This is a genomic window from Methylobacterium sp. OAE515 (assembly GCF_041806315.1).
In the GTDB taxonomy this organism is placed as follows: Bacteria; Pseudomonadota; Alphaproteobacteria; order Rhizobiales; family Beijerinckiaceae; genus Methylobacterium; species Methylobacterium tardum.
The window spans coordinates 3,992,925-4,014,734 of record NZ_JBGMUV010000001.1 but is presented as its reverse complement, the minus strand read 5'-3'; the positions used below and the strand labels follow the sequence as shown (position 1 = coordinate 4,014,734).

Below are 21,810 nucleotides of genomic sequence, written 5' to 3'. Positions count from 1 at the left end.
ACTTGCGGTTCGTGAAGGCGGGCGGCATCTCCTGCGGCGACAGCCCGAGGAGACCACGATGCGCGCCGTCGGCTACCGCAAGTCCCTGCCGATCACCGATCCCGAAGCCCTGGTCGATTGCGACCTGCCGCAGCCCGAGCCCGGCCCGCGCGACCTGCTGGTGAAGGTCGAGGCGGTCTCGGTGAACCCGGTCGACACCAAGGTCCGGCGTCGGGCCGAGCCGGAGGAAGGCGGCGTCAAGGTGCTCGGCTGGGACGCGGCCGGCACCGTCGTCGCCGCGGGCGCGGAGGTCGCGGGCTTCGCCGCGGGCGACGCCGTGTACTACGCGGGCGACCTCACCCGGCCGGGGACGAACGCCGCGTACCATTGCGTCGATGCCCGCATCGTCGGGCACAAGCCCGCAAGCCTCGACTGGGCGCAGGCCGCCGCCCTGCCGCTCACCGCGATCACCGCCTGGGAGACCCTGTTCGACCGGCTCGATGCGGGAAAGCCCGTGCCCGGGGCCGCCCCGGCGATCCTGATCGTCGGCGGCGCGGGCGGCGTCGGCTCGGTGGCGATCCAGCTCGCCCGGGAGCTCACCGACCTCACCGTGATCGCCACCGCGTCGCGGCCCGAGACGGCGCAATGGTGCCGGGATCTCGGCGCCCACCACATGGTCGATCATTCCAGGCCGCTCGCTGCCGAGGTCGCGTCCCTGCGGCTCGGCGCGCCGGGTCTGGTCTTCTCCACGACCAACACCGACGCCCACCTCGCCGCGATCGTGGATCTCATCGCCCCGCAGGGTCGCCTCGCCCTGATCGACGACCCGGAGCGCCTCGATGTCGGGCTCCTCAAGCGCAAGAGCCTGTCGCTGCACTGGGAGTTCATGTTCACCCGGTCGATGTTCGCCACCGCCGACATCGCCGCCCAGGGCGCGCTCCTCGACGAAATCGCCCGCCTCGTTGACGCGGGCCGCCTGCGCACCACCCTGGGTGAGCATTACGGCCGGATCGACGCCGCGAACCTGAAGCGCGCCCACGCGCTGATCGAGAGCGGGCGGGCCAAGGGCAAGATCGTGCTCGAAGGCTTTGCGGACTGAGGGGGGGCGCGATGGCGGAAGCGGCGGGGACCGGGATCTTCGACGTGGCGGCGCTGGCGGCAACGCTGCCCGAGCGGGCGCAGACCCTCCTGGTCGACACCTACCTGACCGACCGGGAGGCCCGCGAGCGCCCGGGTGTTCCGGGTCTACCGGCCGACCCGGCCGCACTATCACGCCACCTGCGACGAGTACCTCTACTGCCTCTCGGGCCGGGGCCGGGTTTGGCTGGGCGATCCGGCTTCCGAGACGGCGTTCGGCCCCGGCCAGCTCCTGTTCTTCGAGAAGGGCACGGTCCACGCGATGCCGGAGATCGCGCCCGGGGCGCCGGTGGTGTTCCTGTCGATCGACACGCCCCGGCGGGCGCCCACCGACATCATCTTCGTGAACCCGGAAGACGGCAGCCCCGCCACCTTCATGGCGCGCAACGCCGAGGCGTGAGCCTCACACCCGCAGGGACCGCCCGGCCGCCGCCACGCCGAGGAGCAGGGCCGCCACGATCAGCAGGGCCGCGGGCAGGCCGAGCACCTGCGCGGCGAAGCCGATCAGCGCCGGACCCGCCAGCACCCCGGCATAGCCCAGCGTCGTCACCGCCGGCACCGCCACGCGCGCGGGCATCGCCCTCTGGCGGCCGGCGGCCGTGAACAGGACCGGGACGATATTGGCGCAGCCCGCCCCGACCAGGGCGTAGCCGGCCAGCGCCGCCTCCCAGGCCGGCACCAGGACCGAGAGCGCGAGACCCGCGGCCGCCAGCAGGCCGCCGAGGACCACCACGCGCCGCCGGCCGAGCCGGGCCACCACCCGGTCGCCGCCGAGTCGCCCGGCCGTCATGGTCACCGAGAAGGCCGCGTAGCCCAGCGCCGCCCAGGCCGGATCGAGACCGCGCTGCTGGATCAGGAACACCGCGCTCCAGTCGAGGGCCGAGCCCTCGGTGAGGAACACCACGAAGCACAGCAGGCCCAGCACCAGCACCGGGCCGCGGGGCAGCGCGAAGGCGGGCCCGCCGCTTCCCCCTGCCCCGCCGGCCGGCAGGATGCCCGGCCAGGCGGCCGCGAACAGGGCCACGATGCCGGCGACCAGGATCAGCACGCTCCAGCCGGCGCCGAGACCGGTGCCCAGCAGGACGCTGGCCAGCAGCGCCCCCAGGATGCAGCCGAGGCTGTAGAGGCCGTGGAAGCCCGACATCATCGGGCGCCCGGCGGCGCGCTCCACCGCGACGGCCTGCAGGTTCATGACACAGTCCACCGCCCCCATCCCGGCCCCGAACAGCAGCAGCGCCCCGGTGAGCGGCACGAGCCCGGAGCCCACGGCCAGCACCGGCAGGGCGAGGCCGATCGCGAGCGTGCCGGCGAGCAGGACCGGCCGGAAGCCGAGCCGCGCGGCCGCCACCCCGGCGCACGGCATGGTCAGGATCGAGCCGATGCCGAAGGTGAGGAGCAGCAGCCCGAGCCCGGCCGCATCGAGGTCGGCGCGGTCCTTCACCAGCGGCACCAGCGGCGCCCAGGTGGCGTTGGCGAGGCCGACGATCAGGAACAGCAGCCGGGTGGACAGCCTCTGCTGGGCTGCGGCCCGGTCGTCGGCCCCAGGGATGGCGACCGGATCGGTCAGGTCGAGCGCTGGCATCGCTACCGGTCGGGGTGTGGATCTGAGGGCGGGATTTGGCGACGTGGATCTCAGCCCCGCTGTGCAACACCGAAGGTGGGCCAAGGTTTGGCGAACATAGGGCCGCCGGACTCTGGTCGCGGCCGTTGGCTGCGCCGCGTCCTCGCGAGCGCTGCGAGGTGGCCCAGGGTCGCGCGCGACTGGTCCGCGTGGCGCGCTCTGGATGGCTTCGCTGCGCTCGCCAAGACGGGTGATCGTTCACCGAGTGGTTGCCGCCGTACGCGTTTCGTTCTAGCAAGGGCGGCGCATGACGGGCCTGCGTCCCGCCGGCCGCATCTTGCCGTGAGCCTTCTCGGGCTCGACATGAGGCCGTTGCGGCGGCTGGCCCGCGCGCGAATCCGATCTGACCGCGTCGACGCCTCGAAAGACCGCCGCCCTCATGGCCAAAGCCCAAGCTGGAAGTCGTGCCGCAAGCCGCGCCGACGCCGCCAAAGCCGCTCCCAAGTCGCCCGTCAAGGCGGTCCCGGCCAAGACAGCTCCTGTGAAGGCAGCCCAGCCCAAGCCGGCCCGCGCGAAGGGCGAGGCGTCCGCTGCCCGGACCGAGGCCGCCGTCGACGCAAAGCTGGCCGCCCTGTTCGATGCCGCGCCGGCTCCTGCCGAGGACCGGCGGGTCATTGCGATCCGCGGCGCCCGCGAGCACAATCTCAAGAACGTCGACCTGACCATCCCTCGGGACAAGCTCGTGGTGTTCACCGGGCTGTCGGGCTCGGGCAAGTCGTCGCTGGCCTTCGACACGATCTACGCCGAGGGGCAGAGGCGCTACGTCGAGTCGCTCTCGGCCTATGCCCGCCAGTTCCTGGAGATGATGTCCAAGCCCGACGTCGACCAGATCGACGGGCTGTCGCCGGCGATCTCCATCGAGCAGAAGACCACCTCCAAGAATCCGCGCTCCACCGTGGGGACGGTCACCGAGATCTACGACTACATGCGCCTGCTCTGGGCGCGGGTCGGCATCCCCTACTCGCCGGCCACCGGCCTGCCGATCGAGAGCCAGACCGTCCAGCAGATGGTCGACCGGGTGCTGGAGCTGCCGGAGAAGACCCGGCTCTACCTGCTCGCGCCCGTGGTCCGTGGGCGGAAAGGCGAGTACCGCAAGGAGATCGCCGAGTACCAGAAGAAGGGCTTCCAGCGGCTGCGCGTGAACGGCGAATATTACGCCATCGATGACGTGCCGAAGCTCGACAAGAAGTTCAAGCACGACATCGACGTGGTCGTCGACCGCATCGTGGTCCGCGCCGATATCGGCTCCCGGCTGGCGGATTCCTTCGAGACCGCGCTGGAGCTCGCCGACGGCATCGCGGAGGTCGTATTCGCCGACGCCCCCGAGGGCGAGACGCCCCGGACCATCACCTTCTCGTCGCGCTTCGCCTGTCCGGTCTCGGGCTTCACCATCGCGGAGATCGAGCCGCGGCTGTTCTCGTTCAACAACCCGTTCGGCGCCTGCCCGACCTGCAGCGGCATCGGCCACGAGATGCGGATCGACCCCGAGCTGGTGATCTCCGATCCGGCCTTGAGCCTGAAGCGCGGCGCGGTCGGCCCCTGGGCGAAATCGACCTCGCCGTATTACGGCCAGACGCTCGACGCGCTGGCCGAGCATTTCGGCTTCAAGACGAGCGTGCCCTGGCAGAGCCTGTCGGAGACGGCCCGCGCCATCGTGCTGTACGGATCGAGCAGCCAAGCGATCCGCTTCGCCTACGACGACGGGTTGCGCAAGTACACGGTCACCAAGCCGTTCGAGGGCGTGATTCCGAACCTGGAGCGCCGCTACAAGGAGAGCGATTCCGACGCCGTCCGGGAGGAGATCGGCCGCTTCATGAGCGAGACGCCCTGCGCCGCCTGCGGCGGCAAGCGGCTGAAGCCGGAGGCGCTCGCCGTGAAGGTCGCCATGGCGGACATCGCCGACGTGACGGCTCTGTCGGTCTCGGAGGCCCATCGCTGGTTCTCCGAGCTGCCGGGGAAGCTGACCACGAAGCAGAACGAGATCGCGGTCCGAATTCTGAAAGAGATCCGCGACCGACTGACCTTCCTGGTGGATGTGGGCCTGGAATACCTGACGCTCGCCCGCGGCTCCGGGTCGCTCTCGGGCGGCGAGAGCCAGCGCATCCGGCTCGCCTCGCAGATCGGCTCCGGGCTGACCGGCGTGCTCTACGTGCTGGACGAGCCCTCGATCGGCCTGCACCAGCGCGACAACGAGCGACTGCTCGGCACGCTCAAGCGCCTGCGCGACCTCGGCAACTCGGTGATCGTGGTCGAGCACGACGAGGACGCGATCCTGCAGGCCGATTACGTGGTCGATGTCGGCCCGGGCGCCGGCATCCACGGCGGCGAGATCATTGCGCAGGGTACTCCGGCCGAGGTGCTGGCGAATCCCGCCTCACTCACCGCGAAATACCTCACCGGCGCGATGGCGGTGCGCACGCCGACCGCCCGGCGGAAGGGTCGCAAGGGCAAGCTCGGGCTGTTCGGCGCGCGGGGCAACAACCTGAAGGACGTGGATGTCGAGATCCCGCTCGGCACCTTCACGTGCATCACCGGCGTCTCGGGGGGCGGCAAGTCCACCCTGGTGATCGACACCCTCTACAAGGCCGTCGCCAAGAAGCTGAACGGCGCCCCGGAGCACCCGGCGCCCTACGGGCGGCTAGAGGGGCTGGAGCATCTCGACAAGGTCATCGACATCGACCAGTCGCCGATCGGGCGCACGCCGCGCTCGAACCCCGCCACCTATATCGGCGCCTTCACGCCGATCCGCGACTGGTTCGCGGGCCTGCCGGAGGCCAAGGCGCGCGGCTACCAGCCCGGCCGCTTCTCGTTCAACGTCAAGGGCGGGCGCTGCGAGGCCTGCTCGGGCGACGGCGTCATCAAGATCGAGATGCACTTCCTGCCGGACGTCTACGTCACCTGCGACGTCTGCAAGGGCAAGCGCTACGACCGCGAGACCCTGGAGGTGAAGTACCGGGCGAAGTCGATCGCCGACGTGCTCGACTCCACCGTCGAGGAGGCGGCCGAGCTGTTCAAGGCGGTGCCGGCGATCCGCGACAAGCTCGAGACCCTGAAGCGGGTCGGCCTGCACTACGTCCATGTCGGCCAGCAGGCCACGACCCTGTCGGGGGGCGAGGCGCAGCGGGTGAAGCTGTCCAAGGAGCTGTCGAAGCGCGCCACCGGCCGCACCCTCTACATCCTCGACGAGCCGACCACCGGCCTGCACTTCCACGACGTCGCCAAGCTCATGGAGGTGCTCCACGAGCTGGTCGACCAGGGCAACACGGTGGTGGTGATCGAGCACAACCTCGAAGTGATCAAGACCGCCGACTGGGTGATCGACATGGGTCCCGAGGGCGGCGACGGCGGCGGCAGGGTGGTGGCGCAGGGCACGCCGGAGCAGATCGCCCGCTCGACCGCGAGCCATACCGGCCGGTTCCTGCGCGAGGTGCTGGAAAGGCGCCCTGCCCCGCAGGCCGCGCCCCGCGCCGCCCGCCGCAGCGCCGCCGAATAGGCCCGGGCGTCCACGTCCCCCGACAAGCCCGAAGCGAGGCGGCAAATTCTGCCCGGTCCAGGCCGCCAAGGCCTGGCCGGGCGCCCGCGGCCGAACCTGATTCGGGCTGTCGGATACCGGTCCGGGTCCCGCACGGCCCATTTCGGGTGGCCGTTCCGGTCCCGGCGCCCCGTCGCCCCGGCGGCGTCCCGCCCGCGCCGGATTTGCCGGATTCTCCCGTGACTCGGGGGGACAACAGCTTGACCATTCAACGATATTTTGCCGAACCGACGATCGCGGCTCGGGCCTGTGGACAGTGTTGCATCGCCGCAAAAATGCGGCTTTTGCGCAACGGTTCGGCCAGTTTTGCCGTTTCGGCGAGCATTCCACTGTCTTTCCGCAGGTCTCTGTAGAATAGTCGCAGACGTTGAGACGGGCAGGCTCCGTGGGGGCGCTCGGCAGGTCCGAAGCCGGCAGCCGCGATAGGCGAGCAGACCGGCAGGGAAATGCCGAATGCGGGACGGATGCCTTGAGACCTTGGGAAGGAATGAGAAAATGATGAAGAACTGGCTCGCGGCCGGCACGGTCGCGCTCACGGTCGGCATGGCCTCGACGATCGCGCAGGCGCAGACCACGACGGTTCCGGGCGAGCAGGTCGGTCTCGCCGTCGGCGCGCCGCTGCCGGAAGGCATCTACGCCATCAACACGTTCACCTACCGCCGCACCGACGGCCGGAACGATCCCGACACGGCCGTCAACATCCCGGTCCTCGTGTGGTCGACCCCGTTCGTGCCGTTCGGCGGCCGCGTCGAGCTGCTCGTGGCGCCCCCGACCGTGTTCGCCTTCACCCGCAACCCGGCGGGCGTGCGCAACAAGGACATCTCGATCAACGTCGGCACCTTCGTCGGCGGTATCTGGGCGTTCGACCTCGGCAACAACTTCGGCGTCAGCTTGCTCGGCGGCGCGTACCTGAACGACCTGAACGGCGACCGCGGTTCGATCATCACGGCGAACGGCACGACCGCCACCCCGGTTCTGCCGCAGCTCTCCTCCAACACCTACCGCTTCGGCGTCGCCGGCAGCTACACCGGTGACGGCTGGAACATCACCGCCAACCTGACCGCCAACATCTACGACTCGCCCGGCCGTTTCCCCGGCCAGGTCGGCGCTGCTATCGGCCCGCTCCGCCTCTCGGACGCCCTGAACTTCGACCTCACCGCAACCAAGAAGTTCGGCAACTTCGAGATCGGTCCGATCGCCTACGGCACCTACAACTTCGACATCAGCCAGGCCAGCGCGGCGGCCGGCAACCGCGGCCGCTTCGCCATCGGCGGCCTGATCGGCTACGACTTCAAGGTCTTCACCGTCCAGGCTTACGTCGCCCGCGACGTCGTGACCGGCGCGCAGATCGCCGCGACGCCGTTCAGCCGCGCTCGCAGCGACTACTCCACCGACGGCTGGATCCGGTTCATCGTGCCGCTCTACTCGCCGGCCCCGGCCGCGTCGCCGGTCCCGGCCGCGCTCGTCCGCAAGTACTGAGGCTCTGGTCTCCCGCCGCAATCCGGCGGGAGATCCGGTCCCTCCGAACACGCCGTCCCTCCGGACGGCGCACCGCCCGGCTCCGGCCGGGCGGTTTTCGTTCGTGCCCGTGCGGCGAATGGCGTGCCGGTGCCGGTCCGTGGGTGTCACGGACCGCGCGAACATCCTATCTTGTGCCCTTTCGCGCGATCGGTGCCAGCCAGGACAGGGCCAGCCAGGACGCGGATGGACGAGCCGAAGGACGATCATGGCGACGCAGGGCGAGTGGAAGATCCCCGCGCAGGCCCAGCCCAGGCCTGCCGATTACGGCTACGACCTCGACCGGGCCCTGTCGGCGGTGCTGGCCCTCTCGGCGCGGATCCCGGAGGGCGCCTTCACGGCCGAGACCCTCGGCACCGAGCGGGCCGGCAACGGCGTGGTGATCCGCGAGGACGGGCTGGTGCTCACCATCGGCTACCTCGTCACCGAGGCCGAGAGCGTCTGGCTCACCACCCGGGACGGCCGCTCGGTGCCCGGCCACGTGCTCGGCTTCGATGCCGCCACCGGGTTCGGTCTCGTCCAGGCGCTGGGCGATCTCGGGGTCCCGGCCCTGTCGCTCGGTCGTTCGGCCGGGCTGAAGACCGGCGACCGGGCCGTGCTGGCCGGCGCGGGCGGACGCCAGCGCTGCGTCGCCGTTGAGGTCGTCGCCCGGCAGGAATTCGCCGGCTACTGGGAATACGTGCTGGATGAGGCCCTGTTCACCGCCCCCGCGCACCCGCATTGGGGCGGTACCGCGCTGATCGGCCCGGAGGGCGACCTGCTCGGGATCGGCTCCCTGCAATTGCAGCAGGGCGGCGCCAGCGGCGCGCGCCCGATCAACATGGTGGTGCCGATCGACCTGCTGCTGCCGATCCTCGACGACCTCGCCACGCGCGGGCGCGCGAACCGTCCGCCCCGGCCCTGGCTCGGACTCTACGCCACCGAGAGCGAGGAGGGCATCGTCGTGATGGGCCTCGCCGATGGCGGACCGGCCGAGACCGGCGGCCTCCAGGCCGGCGACGTGATCGAGGCGGTGGCGGGCGAGCCGGTGGCGGACCTCGCCGCCCTGTTCCGCAGCGTCTGGGCGCTCGGCGAGGCGGGGGTGCGGGTGCCGCTCACCGTCCGGCGCGAGGGGCGGGGCGTGAAGCTCGCCCTGGTCTCCGGGGACCGGGAACGGTTCCTGCGCACCCCGTCCCTGCACTGAGGCCGCCATCGCTGCGCCGCAACCTCCGCGGTGCGGACGGCGTTGCCGGGACGCCGCCGCGAGCCTGTACCGGACACAACTTCTGGCTCAGCGTCGGTTCAGGTGGCGGAGCCGAATCTTCATCGACCGGCTGCCGATCCGCCGGACGTAATGAGGAGATCGAGTCATGACGATTCTGAGCGCACCGCGCGCGAAGGCGCTCGTGATGGCCGCCGCGATCGCCGGCGGCCTGGGGTTCGTGGGCACCGCCGAGGCGGCGGGCGGCTGCGGCCCCGGCTTTCATCCCAATCCCTGGGGCATCTGCCGTCCGAACTGGGGGCCCCGCCCCTACGGCTACTGGCGCCGGCCCGTCTATTATGGCGGCTACGTCCGACCGCGCCCGTTCTACCGGCCCTACGGCTTCTACGGACCGCGCCCGTTCTACTGAGACCCGGAAGCGGTCGATCGGCGTATCGGGGGGCGTTCCGCCGCGAGGCGGGACGCCCTTCGCGCGTCCGCGACCGCGTTTCTACATGCGCCCAAAGAATGACCATCCGGAATGGTTGGCAGTTTCTTAAGCCGGTTATGCAATTCCCGCAGGGCTGATGCTTGACCTTTCGACTCCTGTTGCGCCGCGGTCGGCCTATATGTGCATTGCACCAACAAGAGGCAGTGATGCGCAATGAGGCGCCATCGTCTGCCCGAGCAGAGGTCAAAGCACACCATGTCCGCCGCCCGTAGCGTCCTGAGCCGCGTCCGCGCTTATCTCCGGTACCGCGACACCATCACCCAGCTCTCCCGCCTGTCGGATCGCGACCTCGCCGATCTCGGCATCAACCGCAGCGAGATCCGCGGCATCGCCCGCGTCTGATCCCAGCCATCGCGAGAGCCGTCCGAAGGACCGCCGCCCGTTGATCCGGGCGGCGGTCCTTCGCTATTCTCAGACATGACACAGACCATTCACATCGTCGGCGGCGGTCTCGCCGGATCCGAGGCGACCTGGCAGGTGGCGGAGGCCGGCCACCGCGCTGTCCTCCACGAGATGCGCCCGGTGCGCGGCACCGAGGCCCATCAGACCGACGGGCTGGCCGAACTCGTCTGCTCGAACTCGTTCCGGTCGGACGATCCGGAGGGCAACGCTGTCGGGCTGCTCCATCAGGAGATGCGCAGCTTGGGTTCGCTGATCATGCGGGCGGCCGATGCCAACCAAGTGCCGGCGGGCGGGGCGCTGGCGGTCGACCGCGAGGGCTTCTCCGCCGCGGTGACCCGCGCCCTGGAGCAGCACCCCAACGTCACCCTCGTCCGCGGGGAGGTCGAGGGCCTGCCGCCGGAGGAATGGGGGCCCTGCATCGTCGCCACCGGCCCGCTGACCGCCCCGGCGCTGGCCGAGGGCATCCGTGCGCTCACCGGGGCCGAATCCCTCGCCTTCTTCGACGCCATCGCGCCGATCGTCCACCGTGACTCGATCGACATGGACGTGGCGTGGTTCCAGTCCCGCTACGACAAGCCGGGTCCCGGCGGCACGGGGGCCGACTACCTGAATTGCCCGATGGACCGCGCGCAGTACGAGGCCTTCGTGGACGCCCTGGTGACGGGCGAAAAGATCGGGTTCAAGCAGTGGGAGGGCACGCCTTATTTCGACGGCTGCCTACCCGTCGAGGTCATGGCCGAGCGCGGCCCCGAGACCCTGCGGCACGGCCCGATGAAGCCCGTCGGCCTGACCAATCCGCGCGATCCGCTGGTCAAGCCCTGCGCGATCGTGCAGCTGCGCCAGGATAACGCGCTCGGCACCCTCTACAACATGGTCGGCTTCCAGACGAAGCTGACCTATGCCGAGCAGGTGCGGATCTTCCGCACGATTCCCGGCCTGGAGCGGGCCGAGTTCGCCCGCCTCGGCGGCCTGCACCGCAACACCTATCTCGACAGCCCGCGTCTGCTCGATGCCACGCTCCGGCTGAAGGCGCGCCCCGCCCTGCGCTTTGCCGGCCAGATCACCGGCTGCGAGGGTTATGTCGAGAGCGCCGCGGTGGGGCTGATAGCCGGCCGCTTCGCGGTGGCCGAGGCTGCCGGCCACCCGCTCGCGCCCCTGCCCCAGACGACCGCCCTGGGGGCGCTGATCGCCCACATCACCGGTGGCCACGTGGCGGCGGACGGTGAGGCCAACGCCCCGCGCTCGTTCCAGCCGATGAACGTGAATTTCGGCCTGTTCCCACCCCTGGAGCGGGCGCCCCGCAACGAGACCGGCCGACGCCTCCGCGGGCCGGAGAAGGCCGCCCTGAAGAAGCGGGCGCTGACCGACCGGGCCCGGGCCGACCTCGCCGCCTGGATGGGCGGTGCGCAGGGTGAGGCGGCAAGACCTGCAGCGGCGGAATAGCCCGCCGCACGGGGCTTGCACGGCCGGAACATCCAGCCCCCGGGGACCGCATGACCGAGATCGACACGCAGGCCTTCATCGATACTGAAGCCTTCCTGGCCGACCTGTACGCCCTGCGCGAGATCGGCCGGTTCCGCACCGGCGTCCACCGCCCGACCTTCTCGGCCGAGGACATGGAATCCCGCCGCTGGCTGATGGCCAAGCTGGAGGCCTGCGGCCTGGAGGCCTCCATCGACGGGATCGGCAACGTCCTCGGGCGGCACCGCGGCCCCGGCCCGCATCTCCTGGTCGGCAGCCACATCGAGACCCAGAACGAGGCCGGCTGGCTCGACGGGGCGCTGGGGGTCGTGGCCGGGGTGGCGCTCGCCCGCGCCGGCCTGCCGGTCGACGTCGTCGCCTTCGCCGACGAGGAGGGGCATTTCTCGGGCGGCTTCCTGGGCAGCCGCTCGGCGATCGGCGACCTGACCGAGGCCGAGATCGACGAAGCCCGCAACCGCACCGACGGCACGCCCCTGCGCGACGCCCTGGCGAATGCCGGGCTTGCCGGCCTGCCCCGGATGCAGCTCGACCCGGGCCGCTACCGCGGCTTCCTGGAGATGCATATCGAGCAGGGCACGCAGCTCGAATCGGCCGGCCTGCACCTCGGGGTGGTGAGCGGCATCGTGGCGATTTGGCAGTTCCGGATCGATTTTTCCGGCAACCAGGACCATGCGGGCGGCACCACCATGGCCGAGCGCCGGGACGCCGGGCTCTCGGCGGTGCGACTCCTGGCGGCGATCGACCGCGAGTTCCCGAAGGTCTGCGGCCCGCGCAGCACCTGGACCACGGGGCGGATCACCCTGGATCCCGGCGGCTTCAGCATCATCCCGGGCCGCGCCGAGGTGTTCTTCCAGTTCCGCGACGTGTCGATGCCGGTGCTGGAGCGGATGGAGGCCTGCCTGGAGGCGCTGGTGCGCGAATCGAACCGCCGCGAGCGCTGCCCCGCCACGCTGACGGCCCTCTCCAAGGCGATCCCCGCCCCCTGCGACCCGGCACTGATGCGCGCGCTCTCGGAGGCCGCCGAGGCGGTCAGTCCCGGCAGCTGGCAGGTGATGCCCTCGGGCGCCGGCCACGATGCCCAGAACGTCGCCCGGATCCTGCCGGCCGCGATGCTGTTCGTCCCCTCGATCGGCGGCATCAGTCATCATTGGGCGGAGGATACCAGCGACGCCGACCTCGTGTTGGGGGTCCGGGCGCTCGGCGCGGCGGCGGCGCACGCGCTGAGATGATCGGTTCGGTGTGAGGAGCCGCCTGTCGAAGCACCGGTCCGTGCGCTGAGCGGGCTCGCCGCGCCGTTCCGATAGGCTGCAGGACAAGCACAAGCCGCGGCTCGGCCGCCGCTTCGGCTTGGAGGGCGGCGGAGCGTCATCCGGATCTGAGGATCTGCCGGATCCTTCGGATTCCGTGTCGATGCCATAAACCACGTCTGCATCCGGCTTCCGGACGCGACAGCCGCGTGACGTCCGGTTGCAATTTTTTGATCTCGTTCAATCTGTTTATACCGACAGCATTAACTCATATAGAACTGACTATCTGTCTTAATTGTAATATATGTGAATTGCTGGGCATCAAACGCTTTTATATACATCTTAATTTTGTAAACTTGACGAAAAAATCTCTAAAATGTAACAAAGACAGCGCGATCAAGATCTGATCAGGTTCAAAAAGATCAAATTCGTACATGAGCGAATTTATTTTTACTGCTTTAAATGAATTATCGCTCGCCTATTTATCACTGTGTTTGGAAAATATTGCCAGTGATGTCTTTTCGGTGATCGTGCGAGGGAAGATTTGAGATGTCGCAACCTTTGTCGGTCGGGGTGATCATCCCGTCCCGTCTTCAGCACGTCGCCGACGGCGCTCAGACCGACAGATATTTTGTCGACCGGGCAATCACCAGCGCGCTCGACCAGATAGCCGTTGCGGAAGGTCGCGCCCGGTTGACCTTCATCATCGGCATCGATGCCGATGCGGACATCCCCGTGTGGCTAGCGCAGCGGAGCGATGTCATCTGGGCGCGCAGCGAGACCCGCTCGCAGGCCGGTGCCCTGAATGCGGGAATCGACGCGGCGGCGGATCGTTTTGACTACATTGCCTTCTTGGAGGACGACGATTGGTGGGACCGGAATTACCTGACCTGGGGTCTCAATGCTTTGAAACGCTATGATTTTGTTTCCACGACCCAGCTTGAGGTCGATGAGAATGGCACGATCATGCGCATCAACGACTTTCCAACACCCTCAGGCTGGCTGATGCCGTCCAGCACCCTCCGGCGGGTCGGACGGTTCGATCCTACCATGCGCTGGCATCTCGATAACGAATGGCTCGGTCGATTGGGCGACAGCGGCTTGAAACGTTGCCACCTCATCGACGCCTTGGCCCCGGCGACCTTCGCGATGGCGGAACAGGTCCGACCCTGGATCACCAATGTCGTGCGCTTTGGTGGAGCGTGCTTAGAGCTGCAGCGCCACACGATGCTGGCACCCCTTGTCACCCGGCTTGTCCATGCCCGCTCCGGCATGGCCCGCATTGCCGCCGATCGGGCCTTCGCGGAGCAGAGTGCGGCGGAATATGCAGTTCTGACGCGCCGGTACGGCCGCATCCCCTGGTGAGACGGCCGATTCAGAGACGCGGACGAGTTTCGAGCGAAACTTCGCACCGCGGAGGCGCGTCTTCCTGTCCCCGACCTGCGACGATCGCGGCCGACAACCTGCTGACCCTCACCCCCCCGGCACCAGCGACTGGATCGGGATCAAGTCCGGCCGGTATTCCTGCATGCCGCCGGCGATCCGCTCCTCCACGGCGTCGAGGAATTTTTCCGGGTCGGTGATCGAGCACTGGCGCAGGTCCCAGAAGGCGTAGCGCCACCATTGCACCTTCAGGTAGCGCTCGATCAGCGCGTCGGGGAAGCGCATCTTCACGATCCGGGCCGGGCTGCCGGCCACGATCGCGTAGGGCGGCACGTCCTTGGTCACCACCGCCATGGCGCCGATGATCGCCCCGTCGCCGATCGTGATGTCCGGCATCAGGAAGGCGCCGTGGCCGATATAGACGTCGTTGCCGATGCGCACGCGCTTGGGCCACAGGTAGGGGCCGCAGATCTCGTAATCCTCCGCCCGCGGCTCGAGGCGGTCGAACACGGCCGAGTGGTGCGTGTAGAACAGCGGCGAGGTCGAGCCGCAATGGACCGGGTGGCTGCCGCGCCCGACCTGGACGCTCTCGCCGATCGAGCAGTAGCGGGCGATGTCGGCGCCGAAATAGTAGCCGCTCACCGCGTACGAGAAGGCCCCCATGGTGAGGCAGTAATCGATGCCCATCCACTTGATGCTGCACGGCGGCTCGAAGGTGCAGTCCTCCGGCAGGCCGAACGGGGCCGGGTGCAGCACCGAGATGCCGCGCCGCAGCATCTCCTGCTTCATGTCCTCGTTGACGGAGATCATGCGGCGTCCTCGTCGATGGGGCGTTCCGTCCCGGCTGGCGCCGGGTCCAGACCGTAATAGGCGTGCCTCAGATCGCCGTATTCGGCGGCCTGGATCGGCCCGGAGAGCCGCCCGGTTTCCGAGACGTCGATGGCCAGCAGCCGGTCGTTGAAGGCCGCCGGGTCGGTGACCAGCGCGTAGGGCAGGCGGTGGCCGTTCGGGTAGGCAGAGAGCCGCTCGCCCGGGGCACCGAGGTCGAAGGCGACCACCGGCAGGCCGGTGCGCAGAGCCAGCGTCAGCGCGTACGAGTAGGTCTCCGGCCAGATCGCCGGAAGCAGGACCAGGTCGGCCACGACGCGCCAGACCATGTCGAGCGCCTCGTGGTCGCCGACATAGCGCCCAGTCTCGGTGACGCCTGCGCGTTCCAGGCCGCCCGTGAGCGCCGGGTCGGAGAAGCCCACGATCGAGAACCGCAGGGCCAGCTTCCGGTCCTGCGCGTCGGTCGCCAGCGCCTGCAGGAACAGGCCGCCCTTCGTCGCGCTGATGGCGCCCAGCACCGCGACCCGCCGGACGCGCCCGGGCCGCTGCAGGGCGGTGTCGCGCACGGCGCGCTCCGGCTCCAGATGCGGCCGCACCGTGATCGCCAGGTCCGGGTACACCCCCCGGATCCGCGCCGCCGTGTCGGCGGACGGCGCAAACACCCGCGCCGCCCCGGCCAGGAACGCCCCGAACGCCGCCCGCCGCTCACCCGGATCCGGCTCCTCGAACCCCTCCGCATCCGCCGCCAGGCACGCCCGGCATTCGGCGACCGGCGCCAGGCCGCAATAGCGCCCGTCCGGCTGCACCAGGTGGTTGCGGTGGCAGACCGGCGAGTAGTCGTGCAGCGTCCAGGCATAGGGACGCCCCGAGCTCGCCACCAGCTCCATCAGCGCGCCCGCCGCCGCCCAGCGCAGCCCCGCCAGCGAGTGCACGTGGATCAGGACCGGCGCCAGCGCCGCGATGAAGCCCGACAGCGTCTCGGCGTCGCGCGGCAGGTACAGGCTGCCGAGGTTGGGCAGGTACAGGAACTCGGCGCCCCGGTAGGCGACCTGGACCTCGAGGTTGCGGGTCCGGTCGATCTGCAGCAGCACCACCGACAGGCCCTCGGCCCGGGCCTTTGCGATCATGTCGTCGATGTGCCGCTGGATGCCCCCGCCCCAGCTGTGGGTCACGTACAGCAGCGCCCGGCCGGCGCAGTGCCGGGCCAGCCGGGCCAGGTCGAGGCGCGCCCGCCCGCCCCGGCCCGGATCGGCCTGGACGAACTGCCCGACGCGCGCCGGGTAGTCGGGGTGCTTGGACAGCAGCGCCGCCTGGCCCTGGTCGTACTCGCCGCCCTCATCCAGCCCGAACGAGATCTGGCCGGCATGGTAGACGTAGACGTCCTCGGCGAGCAGATTGACGAAGCCGCGCCTTGGTGGCGCGCAGGCACCAGTCGTTCTCCTCGCCGTAGCCCTTGCCGAAGGCCTCGGCGTCGAGGGGGCCGACGGCGTCGAGCGCTTCGGCGGTCATGTACATGCAGAAGCCGACGCCGGTGGGCACGGGCACGGCGCGGCCGCGATTGATCCGGGCGGCCAAGCGGTCGAGATCGGGCCGGTCGATCTCCAGCGGCATGGTGTTGTTGGCGCTGAAGCGCGGGTAGGAGCAGATCGTGGCGTTGTTGGACAGCGGCGTGACGCTGCCCACGCGCGGGCGGGCGGCGCCTGCGGGTTCCGCATCGGGCTCGGCCTCGGGTTCGGCATGGGCGACGAGGCGGTCGAGCCAGTCGCCGAAGACCTGGGCGTCGGAGTTGAGCAGGACGACGGCGCGGCCCTGGCGGAGGCTGAGGGCGCGGTTGACCGAGCGGACGAAGCCGAGGTTCTGCGCGTTCTCGACGAGGTGGAACAGGCCCCTGCGGGCGAGGTCGGCCAGCTCGGCGGTGAGCTGCGGATCGGGGGAGCGGTCGTTGACGGCCAGCAGGGTGAAGGGGGTTGTCTGCGGGGCCGACAGGCAGGCGTGGATGGCGCGCAGGGTCTCGCCGCGTCCCTTGTAGACGGGGACGATGACGACGACGCGGGCCTGAGCGATGGGCAGGGCTTGCGGCAGGCCGTCCCAGTCCTGGGCTGCGGGGGCGGTCATGGGCGGGGCGGTGCCCAGATCCTCGGGCGCGGCCAGCAGCCCGGCCGCCCGCCCGGTCCGGACGTAGTGCAGGAACGGCGACTCCCCCGGGCCGAACAGGTGCCCGTAGGTCTCCGCGTAGAAGACGGTGGAGAACGCCGCGCTGGGATCGCGCCCCTCGTGCTGGCCGTAGGCGACGAAATGCGCGAGCGGCCCGCCCTCGGCGGTGGCGGCGTCGGGATTGCGCTTGGCGTAGTAGGCGGCGTCGAAGAACGGCGCGATCTCCCGGGTCTCGTCGGCGAGCGCCGCCTCCCGCGAATCCGGCGTCCCGGAGCGCGGGTCGAAGGCCCCGGCCGCGATGTCGGTGCCGTGCATCAGCGCCGTGGCGAGGAAGTGGACGAAGGGCGCGAGGCCGGTCTCGCGCACGCCCGGATGCGCTTCGAGATAGGCCTGCCCGTTGAAGTCGGGCCGTGGGTTTCGGCCCTTGCGCCAGCCGGTGTCGCAGTAGTCGCGCACCGCGTCGGCCTCCGCGGGCAGCCCGTAGCGCGCCCGGTAGAAGCCGTGGTCGAAATGCCCCGCCACCAGCCGCGCCTGCAGGTCCAGCAGCGCCCCACGCGCCACCGGCTCGGCCCCGATCGCCCCCAGCCAGCCGGTGTCCTCGACGGGCGCCCGCGCCGGACGCAACCCGCACACCCGCAGCAGCGCCGCCAGCGTCGAGCGCCCCGGCCCCGGATCTCGCAGCTCCCGCCAGCCCAGACCGGCAAAGTGCAGGTACGGCTCACGCCCGCCCACATCCGGGTAGGTCGCCCGGTACCAGGCCTCATCCACCGCCGGCACGTTCAGCCGCTCCGGCTCGGCAAACGGCGCACGCCCGGACAGACGCGTCTCGGCCACGTAGCGGAAGAACGGGTCGTCCGCGACCGCCCGGCTGCCGGCGCGCGCCTGCACGAAGCCGGCCGGGTCGAAGTCCGGACGCGGGCTGACGAGCGCCCGCCAGCCGCCCTCGACATAGGCGCGCAGCAGCTCCGCGTCCGTGGCGCCGGCCCAGGCCTCCGCCTGTGCGGCGCTCAGCCGCCGCCGGTAGTGGGCGGCGTCGAAGTAGGGCGCGAGCGTCGCGACCCGCAGCGCCAGCGCCTCGGCCGGCTCCGGCCGGGCGGCTCCGCCGTGCAGGACGTAGTGCACCAGCGGGTTCTGGGTGGCGTAGGTGATCCCGCGGGTCAGGCAGTAGGCCAGGGTGTCGAAGCGCGGCGACGGCTCGCGGCCCTCGCGCCAGCCCGAGGCCATGTAGTGGTCGACCGGATCGACGCCGGCGGCCGCGAGGTCGGGGTTGCCGGCGAGGTAGAACGGCCCGTCGACGAGGCGGCGGGCGAGGCGCTCGGCCCGGGCGGTGTCGGGCTTCGGCAGGGCCGCGCCCGTGTCGGCGCCGCCCGTCCGTCCGGACCGGCGCCTGTGCGTCGAGAGGGCGTGCAGGAACGGGTTGATGCCGGCTTTGGCGAGATGGGGCCGGGCGGCGAGGTAGGCGGCGGAGGAGAAGTCGGGCCGCGGGTCGCGGCCCTCGCGCCAGCCCCGGACGAGGTAGTCGCGCACCGGATCGGCCGTGATCCCGTACCAGCTCGCGTAGAAGCCCGCATCGAAAGACGGCGCCAGCGCCGCGACCAGACGGGTCTCGAGGTCGTCGGTCTCCGTCGCATCCGCACCGGCCCAGAGGCGGTGCAGGGCCGCCGGACTGGCCATCGGATCGCGCAGCCGGCCGAGGCGGCGCCCGATCCGCCGCAAGGCCGACACCGGGCCATCTCGGTCGGAGTCGCGGCGCATCTCAGGATTCTGCGGAGGAACGGTCGCCACGAGCCGTCACGGGGCGCGGCATCCCTCGGCCACCCTCGGGGCGGGCGCGGTCGAGGCGCAGGTCTCGGATCGGTTCATGGGCGGCAGCCGGCGGGCAGCGTCGGGAGCGCAGGGCGCGCGAGGGGATGAAGGCGTCGATGACCCGTCGCACTAACGGAACCGGCGGAATCCGTAAACCGTGGTCGACCGAGGGGGACCGCGCTCCGCCGCAGCGGCAAGCCCGAGGAGCAATGCCTGCCGCTAATTCTTTCCCTTGCTGGCCACGAACTTTCGTTATATCTAAAAATACGACATATCGAAATTGGATCGAAATAGATGCATCCCTTGTTCCTGGACGCGTTCCACGCCGACCCCTTCGACGCTTATCGCTTCCGCGCGCATCGCGGCCCGATGGGCGCGGATCCGCGCGGGCGGCACGGTCCCCATGGGCCTCACGGCCGCGGTCCCGGCGACCGGCGGATGTTCGGCCGCAGCGGCCGCGGCGATCTCGCGCGCTTCTTCGCCCATGGCGACCTGCGCCTCGTCATCCTCCACCTCATCGCCGAGAAGCCGCGACACGGCTACGAGATCATCAAGGCCATCGAGGAGCGGGTCGGCGGCGCCTACAGCCCGAGCCCCGGCACGGTCTACCCGACGCTCACGCTCCTGGAGGAGCTCGGTCACGTGACGGTCACGCCCGGGGAGGGGACCAAACGGCTGCACACGATCACCTCGGAGGGGCAGAGCTTCCTCGACGGCAACCGCGCGACCCTCGAGGCAATCCTCGCCCGGATGGCCGAAGCGGAGGCCGCCCGCGGCGACGGGCCTCCGCCTTCGGTGGTGCGCGCCAAGGAGGGGCTGAAGCTCGCCCTGCAGATGCGGCTCGCCCGCAGGCCGCTCAGCGCCGACCAGGCGGCGGCGATCACGGCGGCCCTAGAGGTGGCCACCGCCGCGGTGGAGCAGGCGTGAGGCGCTGCGATCGGGAGAGCACCGGTGCCTGACCCGCGGCTGAGCCGCCTCGTCCTCGGGATCACCCTGTTCCGGCCGGGGCGGGACCAGGTGGACCGGGCCGTGGCGCAGGCCGCGGCGGGTTTCGCCGCGGTGATCGCCTTCGACAATGGCGGCCTCGCCGTCGCGGATGCGGCACGCCTCGCCCGGGCCGGCGTGACCCTGCTGTCGGAGGGGAGGAACCTCGGCATCGCCGAGGCGCTCAACCGGATCGCCGGGGCCGCCCGCGCGGCGGGGGCCGAGACCCTCCTGCTCCTCGACCAGGACGCCGAGCCGCCCGAACACCTCGCCGCCGCCCTGCTGGCCGCCCGCGACCGGCTGCGCGGCGCCGGGATCCCCGTGGCGGTGGTGGGACCGGCCCCCGCGCCCACCGCCGGCCACAAGGCGCCCGCCTACCCGCCGCGCCCGGCTGCGCCGGAGCGCGACGACCTCGCCCCGGTGCAGTTCCTGGCGACCTCGGGCTCGCTTATCGACCTCGACGCCTTCGCCCGGGTCGGGCCGTTCCGGGCCGATTTCTTCATCGACGGGGTCGAGCTCGAATGGTGCTTTCGCGCCTGGGCCTGCGGCTACGGCTGCTACGTCGCCCGCGCCGTCGCGATCCCGCACCGGGTCGGCGGCGGGGTGATCCGTGCCTTCGGGATCGCCAAGCTCGGGATCGTCATGCCGCGCCAGCCCCTGTTCCGCATGGGGACCTACCTGCGCAACGCCGTCTATGCCTGGCGCCTGCCGCACGTGCCGCTGCGCTGGAAACTCGCCCAGGCCGCCTATCTGCCGCTCCAGGCCGGGCTGTACTGGGCGGATTCCGGCTGGCGGCCCGCCGTGCTGATGCGGCTCCTCGCCGCCGCCCGCGACGGCGCCCTCGGGCGCCTCGGCCCGCCCGAGGATCTGCCCAAGGATCTTGCTGCGGATCTTGCCGAGCTTCTGCCTCAGGACAGACCGTGACCGACCGCCCTGCCCTTCGCCCGGTCCTCGACGTGGTGATCGTCAACTGGAACGGCGGCGCGCTGCTGCGCGCCTGCCTCGCGGGCCTCGCGGCCGTGCGGGACGCCGAGGCGGTGCAGGTCACCGTCGTGGACAATGCCTCGGAGGACGGCTCCACCGAGGACCTGCCCGCCCTGCCCCGCCCGCTCCGGCTGATCCGGAACGACGCCAATCTCGGCTTCGGCCGGGCCTGCGATCAGGGCGCCGCGGCAGGCGATGCCCCCGCGATCCTGTTCCTCAACCCAGACACGCAGGTCGCGCCGGACGCCCTCCGCATCGCCCGGACCGCCCTCATGGCCGATCCGCGGACCGGGATCGTCGGGGCGCGGCTCGTCGATCCGGACGGGCGGACCGCGCGCTCCTGCGCCCGGGCCCCCTCGGTGCCGGGCCTCCTCGGCCGCGCCCTGGCGCTGGACCGGCTGGGCCTCGCGCGGCCGCACTTCCTCCTCGAATGGGACCACGAAGAGGACCGCGCCGTCGACCAAGTGATGGGCGCCTTCCTGATGATCCGCCGCGACCTGTTCCAGGCGCTCGGCGGGTTCGACCCACGCTTCTTCGTCTACTGGGAGGATGTCGACCTCTGCACCCGTACCCGGTCCGCGGGCTTCGCCGTGCGGCACGTGGCCGGGGCGGTCGTGCGCCATGTCGGCCAGGGCACGACCCGGCAGGTGCGGGCGCGGCGGCTGTTCTACTTCCTGCGCAGCCAGATCCTGTATGCCGGCAAGCATCACGGCCCGGCCGCGGCCCTCGCGCTGACGGCGGCGAGCTTCGGCGCGCAGGTGCCCCTGCGGCTCGCCCTGGCGCTCGCCCACCGCTCCCCCGCGGAGGCCGCGGAGGTTCTGCGGGCGGCGGCCCTGCTGGCCGCGGCGCTGCCGGATCTCGTAACGGGCCTCCTGTCGGGCACTCCGGGCACTCCGGGCGCTTCGCGTGTGCGGAGGGCCGGCTGATCCGGTCCGCCGCGGCCCGGTGGGCCGTGGCGGACGGCTGCGCCGAGCCTGGATCCGCGATGCCGCACGCGACCCCAAGCGCCACTGAAACAGCCGCCGGCCCTCCGACCGGCGGAACTGCCCGGGATGACGGCGC

Annotated in this window: 14 protein-coding genes and 2 pseudogenes; 13 read left to right on the top strand and 3 right to left on the bottom strand. The window is 70.8% G+C overall.

Going from position 1 to position 21,810, the window contains the following annotated elements:
* Positions 1-58: 58 nt before the first annotated feature.
* Both ABIE45_RS19605 and ABIE45_RS19600 read left to right on the top strand, forming a co-directional pair.
* Entirely contained in the window at positions 59-1,078 is a 1,020-nt protein-coding gene (locus ABIE45_RS19605; protein WP_192711286.1) for a zinc-binding alcohol dehydrogenase family protein, read from the top strand.
* Between the two features lie 11 nt (positions 1,079-1,089).
* Positions 1,090-1,516, top strand: a pseudogene (locus tag ABIE45_RS19600) (cupin domain-containing protein).
* A 3-nt stretch (positions 1,517-1,519) separates the two neighbouring features.
* On the opposite strand, the gene ABIE45_RS19595 reads toward ABIE45_RS19600, so the two are convergent.
* On the bottom strand, positions 1,520-2,698 hold the full coding sequence (locus tag ABIE45_RS19595) for an MFS transporter (protein ID WP_192711285.1): 1,179 nt from the start codon (positions 2,696-2,698) through the stop codon (positions 1,520-1,522).
* Between the two features lie 418 nt (positions 2,699-3,116).
* Here ABIE45_RS19595 and uvrA point away from each other — a divergent pair, with 418 nt between their 5' ends.
* The 8 genes from uvrA (at position 3,117) to ABIE45_RS19555 (ending at position 13,974) form a co-directional block, all read left to right on the top strand.
* On the top strand, positions 3,117-6,230 hold the full coding sequence (gene uvrA, locus ABIE45_RS19590; RefSeq protein ID WP_192711284.1) for an excinuclease ABC subunit UvrA: 3,114 nt from the start codon (positions 3,117-3,119) through the stop codon (positions 6,228-6,230).
* 534 nt (positions 6,231-6,764) lie between these two features.
* Complete coding sequence (locus tag ABIE45_RS19585) at positions 6,765-7,748, top strand: transporter (protein ID WP_192711283.1); 984 nt, start codon at positions 6,765-6,767, stop codon at positions 7,746-7,748.
* 247 nt (positions 7,749-7,995) lie between these two features.
* Complete coding sequence (locus ABIE45_RS19580; protein WP_192711282.1) at positions 7,996-8,970, top strand: S1C family serine protease; 975 nt, start codon at positions 7,996-7,998, stop codon at positions 8,968-8,970.
* A gap of 166 nt (positions 8,971-9,136) precedes the next feature.
* A complete protein-coding gene (locus tag ABIE45_RS19575) occupies positions 9,137-9,397 on the top strand; it encodes a GCG_CRPN prefix-to-repeats domain-containing protein (protein WP_192711281.1) in 261 nt (86 codons plus the stop codon).
* Between the two features lie 276 nt (positions 9,398-9,673).
* Complete coding sequence (locus ABIE45_RS19570) at positions 9,674-9,820, top strand: DUF1127 domain-containing protein (RefSeq protein ID WP_192711280.1); 147 nt, start codon at positions 9,674-9,676, stop codon at positions 9,818-9,820.
* A 75-nt stretch (positions 9,821-9,895) separates the two neighbouring features.
* Entirely contained in the window at positions 9,896-11,323 is a 1,428-nt protein-coding gene (gene trmFO / locus ABIE45_RS19565) for a methylenetetrahydrofolate--tRNA-(uracil(54)-C(5))-methyltransferase (FADH(2)-oxidizing) TrmFO (protein ID WP_192711279.1), read from the top strand.
* A 50-nt stretch (positions 11,324-11,373) separates the two neighbouring features.
* Positions 11,374-12,591, top strand: coding sequence for a Zn-dependent hydrolase (locus ABIE45_RS19560; protein WP_192711278.1), 1,218 nt, complete (start codon positions 11,374-11,376; stop codon positions 12,589-12,591).
* A 567-nt stretch (positions 12,592-13,158) separates the two neighbouring features.
* Positions 13,159-13,974, top strand: a complete 816-nt coding sequence (locus ABIE45_RS19555) for a glycosyltransferase family A protein (protein WP_192711277.1) — start codon at positions 13,159-13,161, stop codon at positions 13,972-13,974.
* A gap of 108 nt (positions 13,975-14,082) precedes the next feature.
* Here the strand turns inward: ABIE45_RS19555 and ABIE45_RS19550 are convergent, their stop codons facing one another.
* Together ABIE45_RS19550 and ABIE45_RS19545 are read right to left on the bottom strand one after the other, a co-directional pair.
* Positions 14,083-14,802, bottom strand: coding sequence for a CatB-related O-acetyltransferase (locus tag ABIE45_RS19550; RefSeq protein WP_192711276.1), 720 nt, complete (start codon positions 14,800-14,802; stop codon positions 14,083-14,085).
* A pseudogene (locus tag ABIE45_RS19545) lies at positions 14,799-18,729 on the bottom strand (glycosyltransferase). Before ABIE45_RS19545 ends, ABIE45_RS19550 begins: the two are co-directional and overlap by 4 nt.
* 345 nt (positions 18,730-19,074) lie before the next feature.
* On the opposite strand from ABIE45_RS19545, the gene ABIE45_RS19540 reads away from it, so the two are divergent.
* The 3 genes from ABIE45_RS19540 to ABIE45_RS19530 are packed head-to-tail and all read left to right on the top strand — an operon-like array spanning position 19,075 to position 21,674.
* Complete coding sequence (locus ABIE45_RS19540) at positions 19,075-19,707, top strand: PadR family transcriptional regulator (protein ID WP_192709539.1); 633 nt, start codon at positions 19,075-19,077, stop codon at positions 19,705-19,707.
* A 24-nt stretch (positions 19,708-19,731) separates the two neighbouring features.
* Complete coding sequence (locus ABIE45_RS19535) at positions 19,732-20,688, top strand: glycosyltransferase family 2 protein (RefSeq protein WP_192709538.1); 957 nt, start codon at positions 19,732-19,734, stop codon at positions 20,686-20,688.
* Positions 20,685-21,674 (top strand): glycosyltransferase family 2 protein, encoded by a 990-nt coding sequence (locus ABIE45_RS19530; protein WP_192709537.1) that lies wholly within the window; start codon positions 20,685-20,687, stop codon positions 21,672-21,674. Before ABIE45_RS19535 ends, ABIE45_RS19530 begins: the two co-directional genes overlap by 4 nt.
* The last annotated feature ends 136 nt before the right edge of the window (positions 21,675-21,810 follow it).

Excerpts from the sequence above, each read along its gene's own strand:
- ABIE45_RS19605 (WP_192711286.1), top strand. The coding sequence starts at position 59 with ATGCGCGCCGTCGGCTACCGCAAGTCCCTGCCGATCACCGATCCCGAA.
- ABIE45_RS19595 (WP_192711285.1), bottom strand. The coding sequence starts at position 2,698 with ATGCCAGCGCTCGACCTGACCGATCCGGTCGCCATCCCTGGGGCCGAC.
- uvrA (WP_192711284.1), top strand. The coding sequence starts at position 3,117 with ATGGCCAAAGCCCAAGCTGGAAGTCGTGCCGCAAGCCGCGCCGACGCC.
- ABIE45_RS19585 (WP_192711283.1), top strand. The coding sequence starts at position 6,765 with ATGATGAAGAACTGGCTCGCGGCCGGCACGGTCGCGCTCACGGTCGGC.
- ABIE45_RS19580 (WP_192711282.1), top strand. The coding sequence starts at position 7,996 with ATGGCGACGCAGGGCGAGTGGAAGATCCCCGCGCAGGCCCAGCCCAGG.
- ABIE45_RS19575 (WP_192711281.1), top strand. The coding sequence starts at position 9,137 with ATGACGATTCTGAGCGCACCGCGCGCGAAGGCGCTCGTGATGGCCGCC.
- ABIE45_RS19570 (WP_192711280.1), top strand. The coding sequence starts at position 9,674 with ATGTCCGCCGCCCGTAGCGTCCTGAGCCGCGTCCGCGCTTATCTCCGG.
- trmFO (WP_192711279.1), top strand. The coding sequence starts at position 9,896 with ATGACACAGACCATTCACATCGTCGGCGGCGGTCTCGCCGGATCCGAG.
- ABIE45_RS19560 (WP_192711278.1), top strand. The coding sequence starts at position 11,374 with ATGACCGAGATCGACACGCAGGCCTTCATCGATACTGAAGCCTTCCTG.
- ABIE45_RS19555 (WP_192711277.1), top strand. The coding sequence starts at position 13,159 with ATGTCGCAACCTTTGTCGGTCGGGGTGATCATCCCGTCCCGTCTTCAG.
- ABIE45_RS19550 (WP_192711276.1), bottom strand. The coding sequence starts at position 14,802 with ATGATCTCCGTCAACGAGGACATGAAGCAGGAGATGCTGCGGCGCGGC.
- ABIE45_RS19540 (WP_192709539.1), top strand. The coding sequence starts at position 19,075 with ATGCATCCCTTGTTCCTGGACGCGTTCCACGCCGACCCCTTCGACGCT.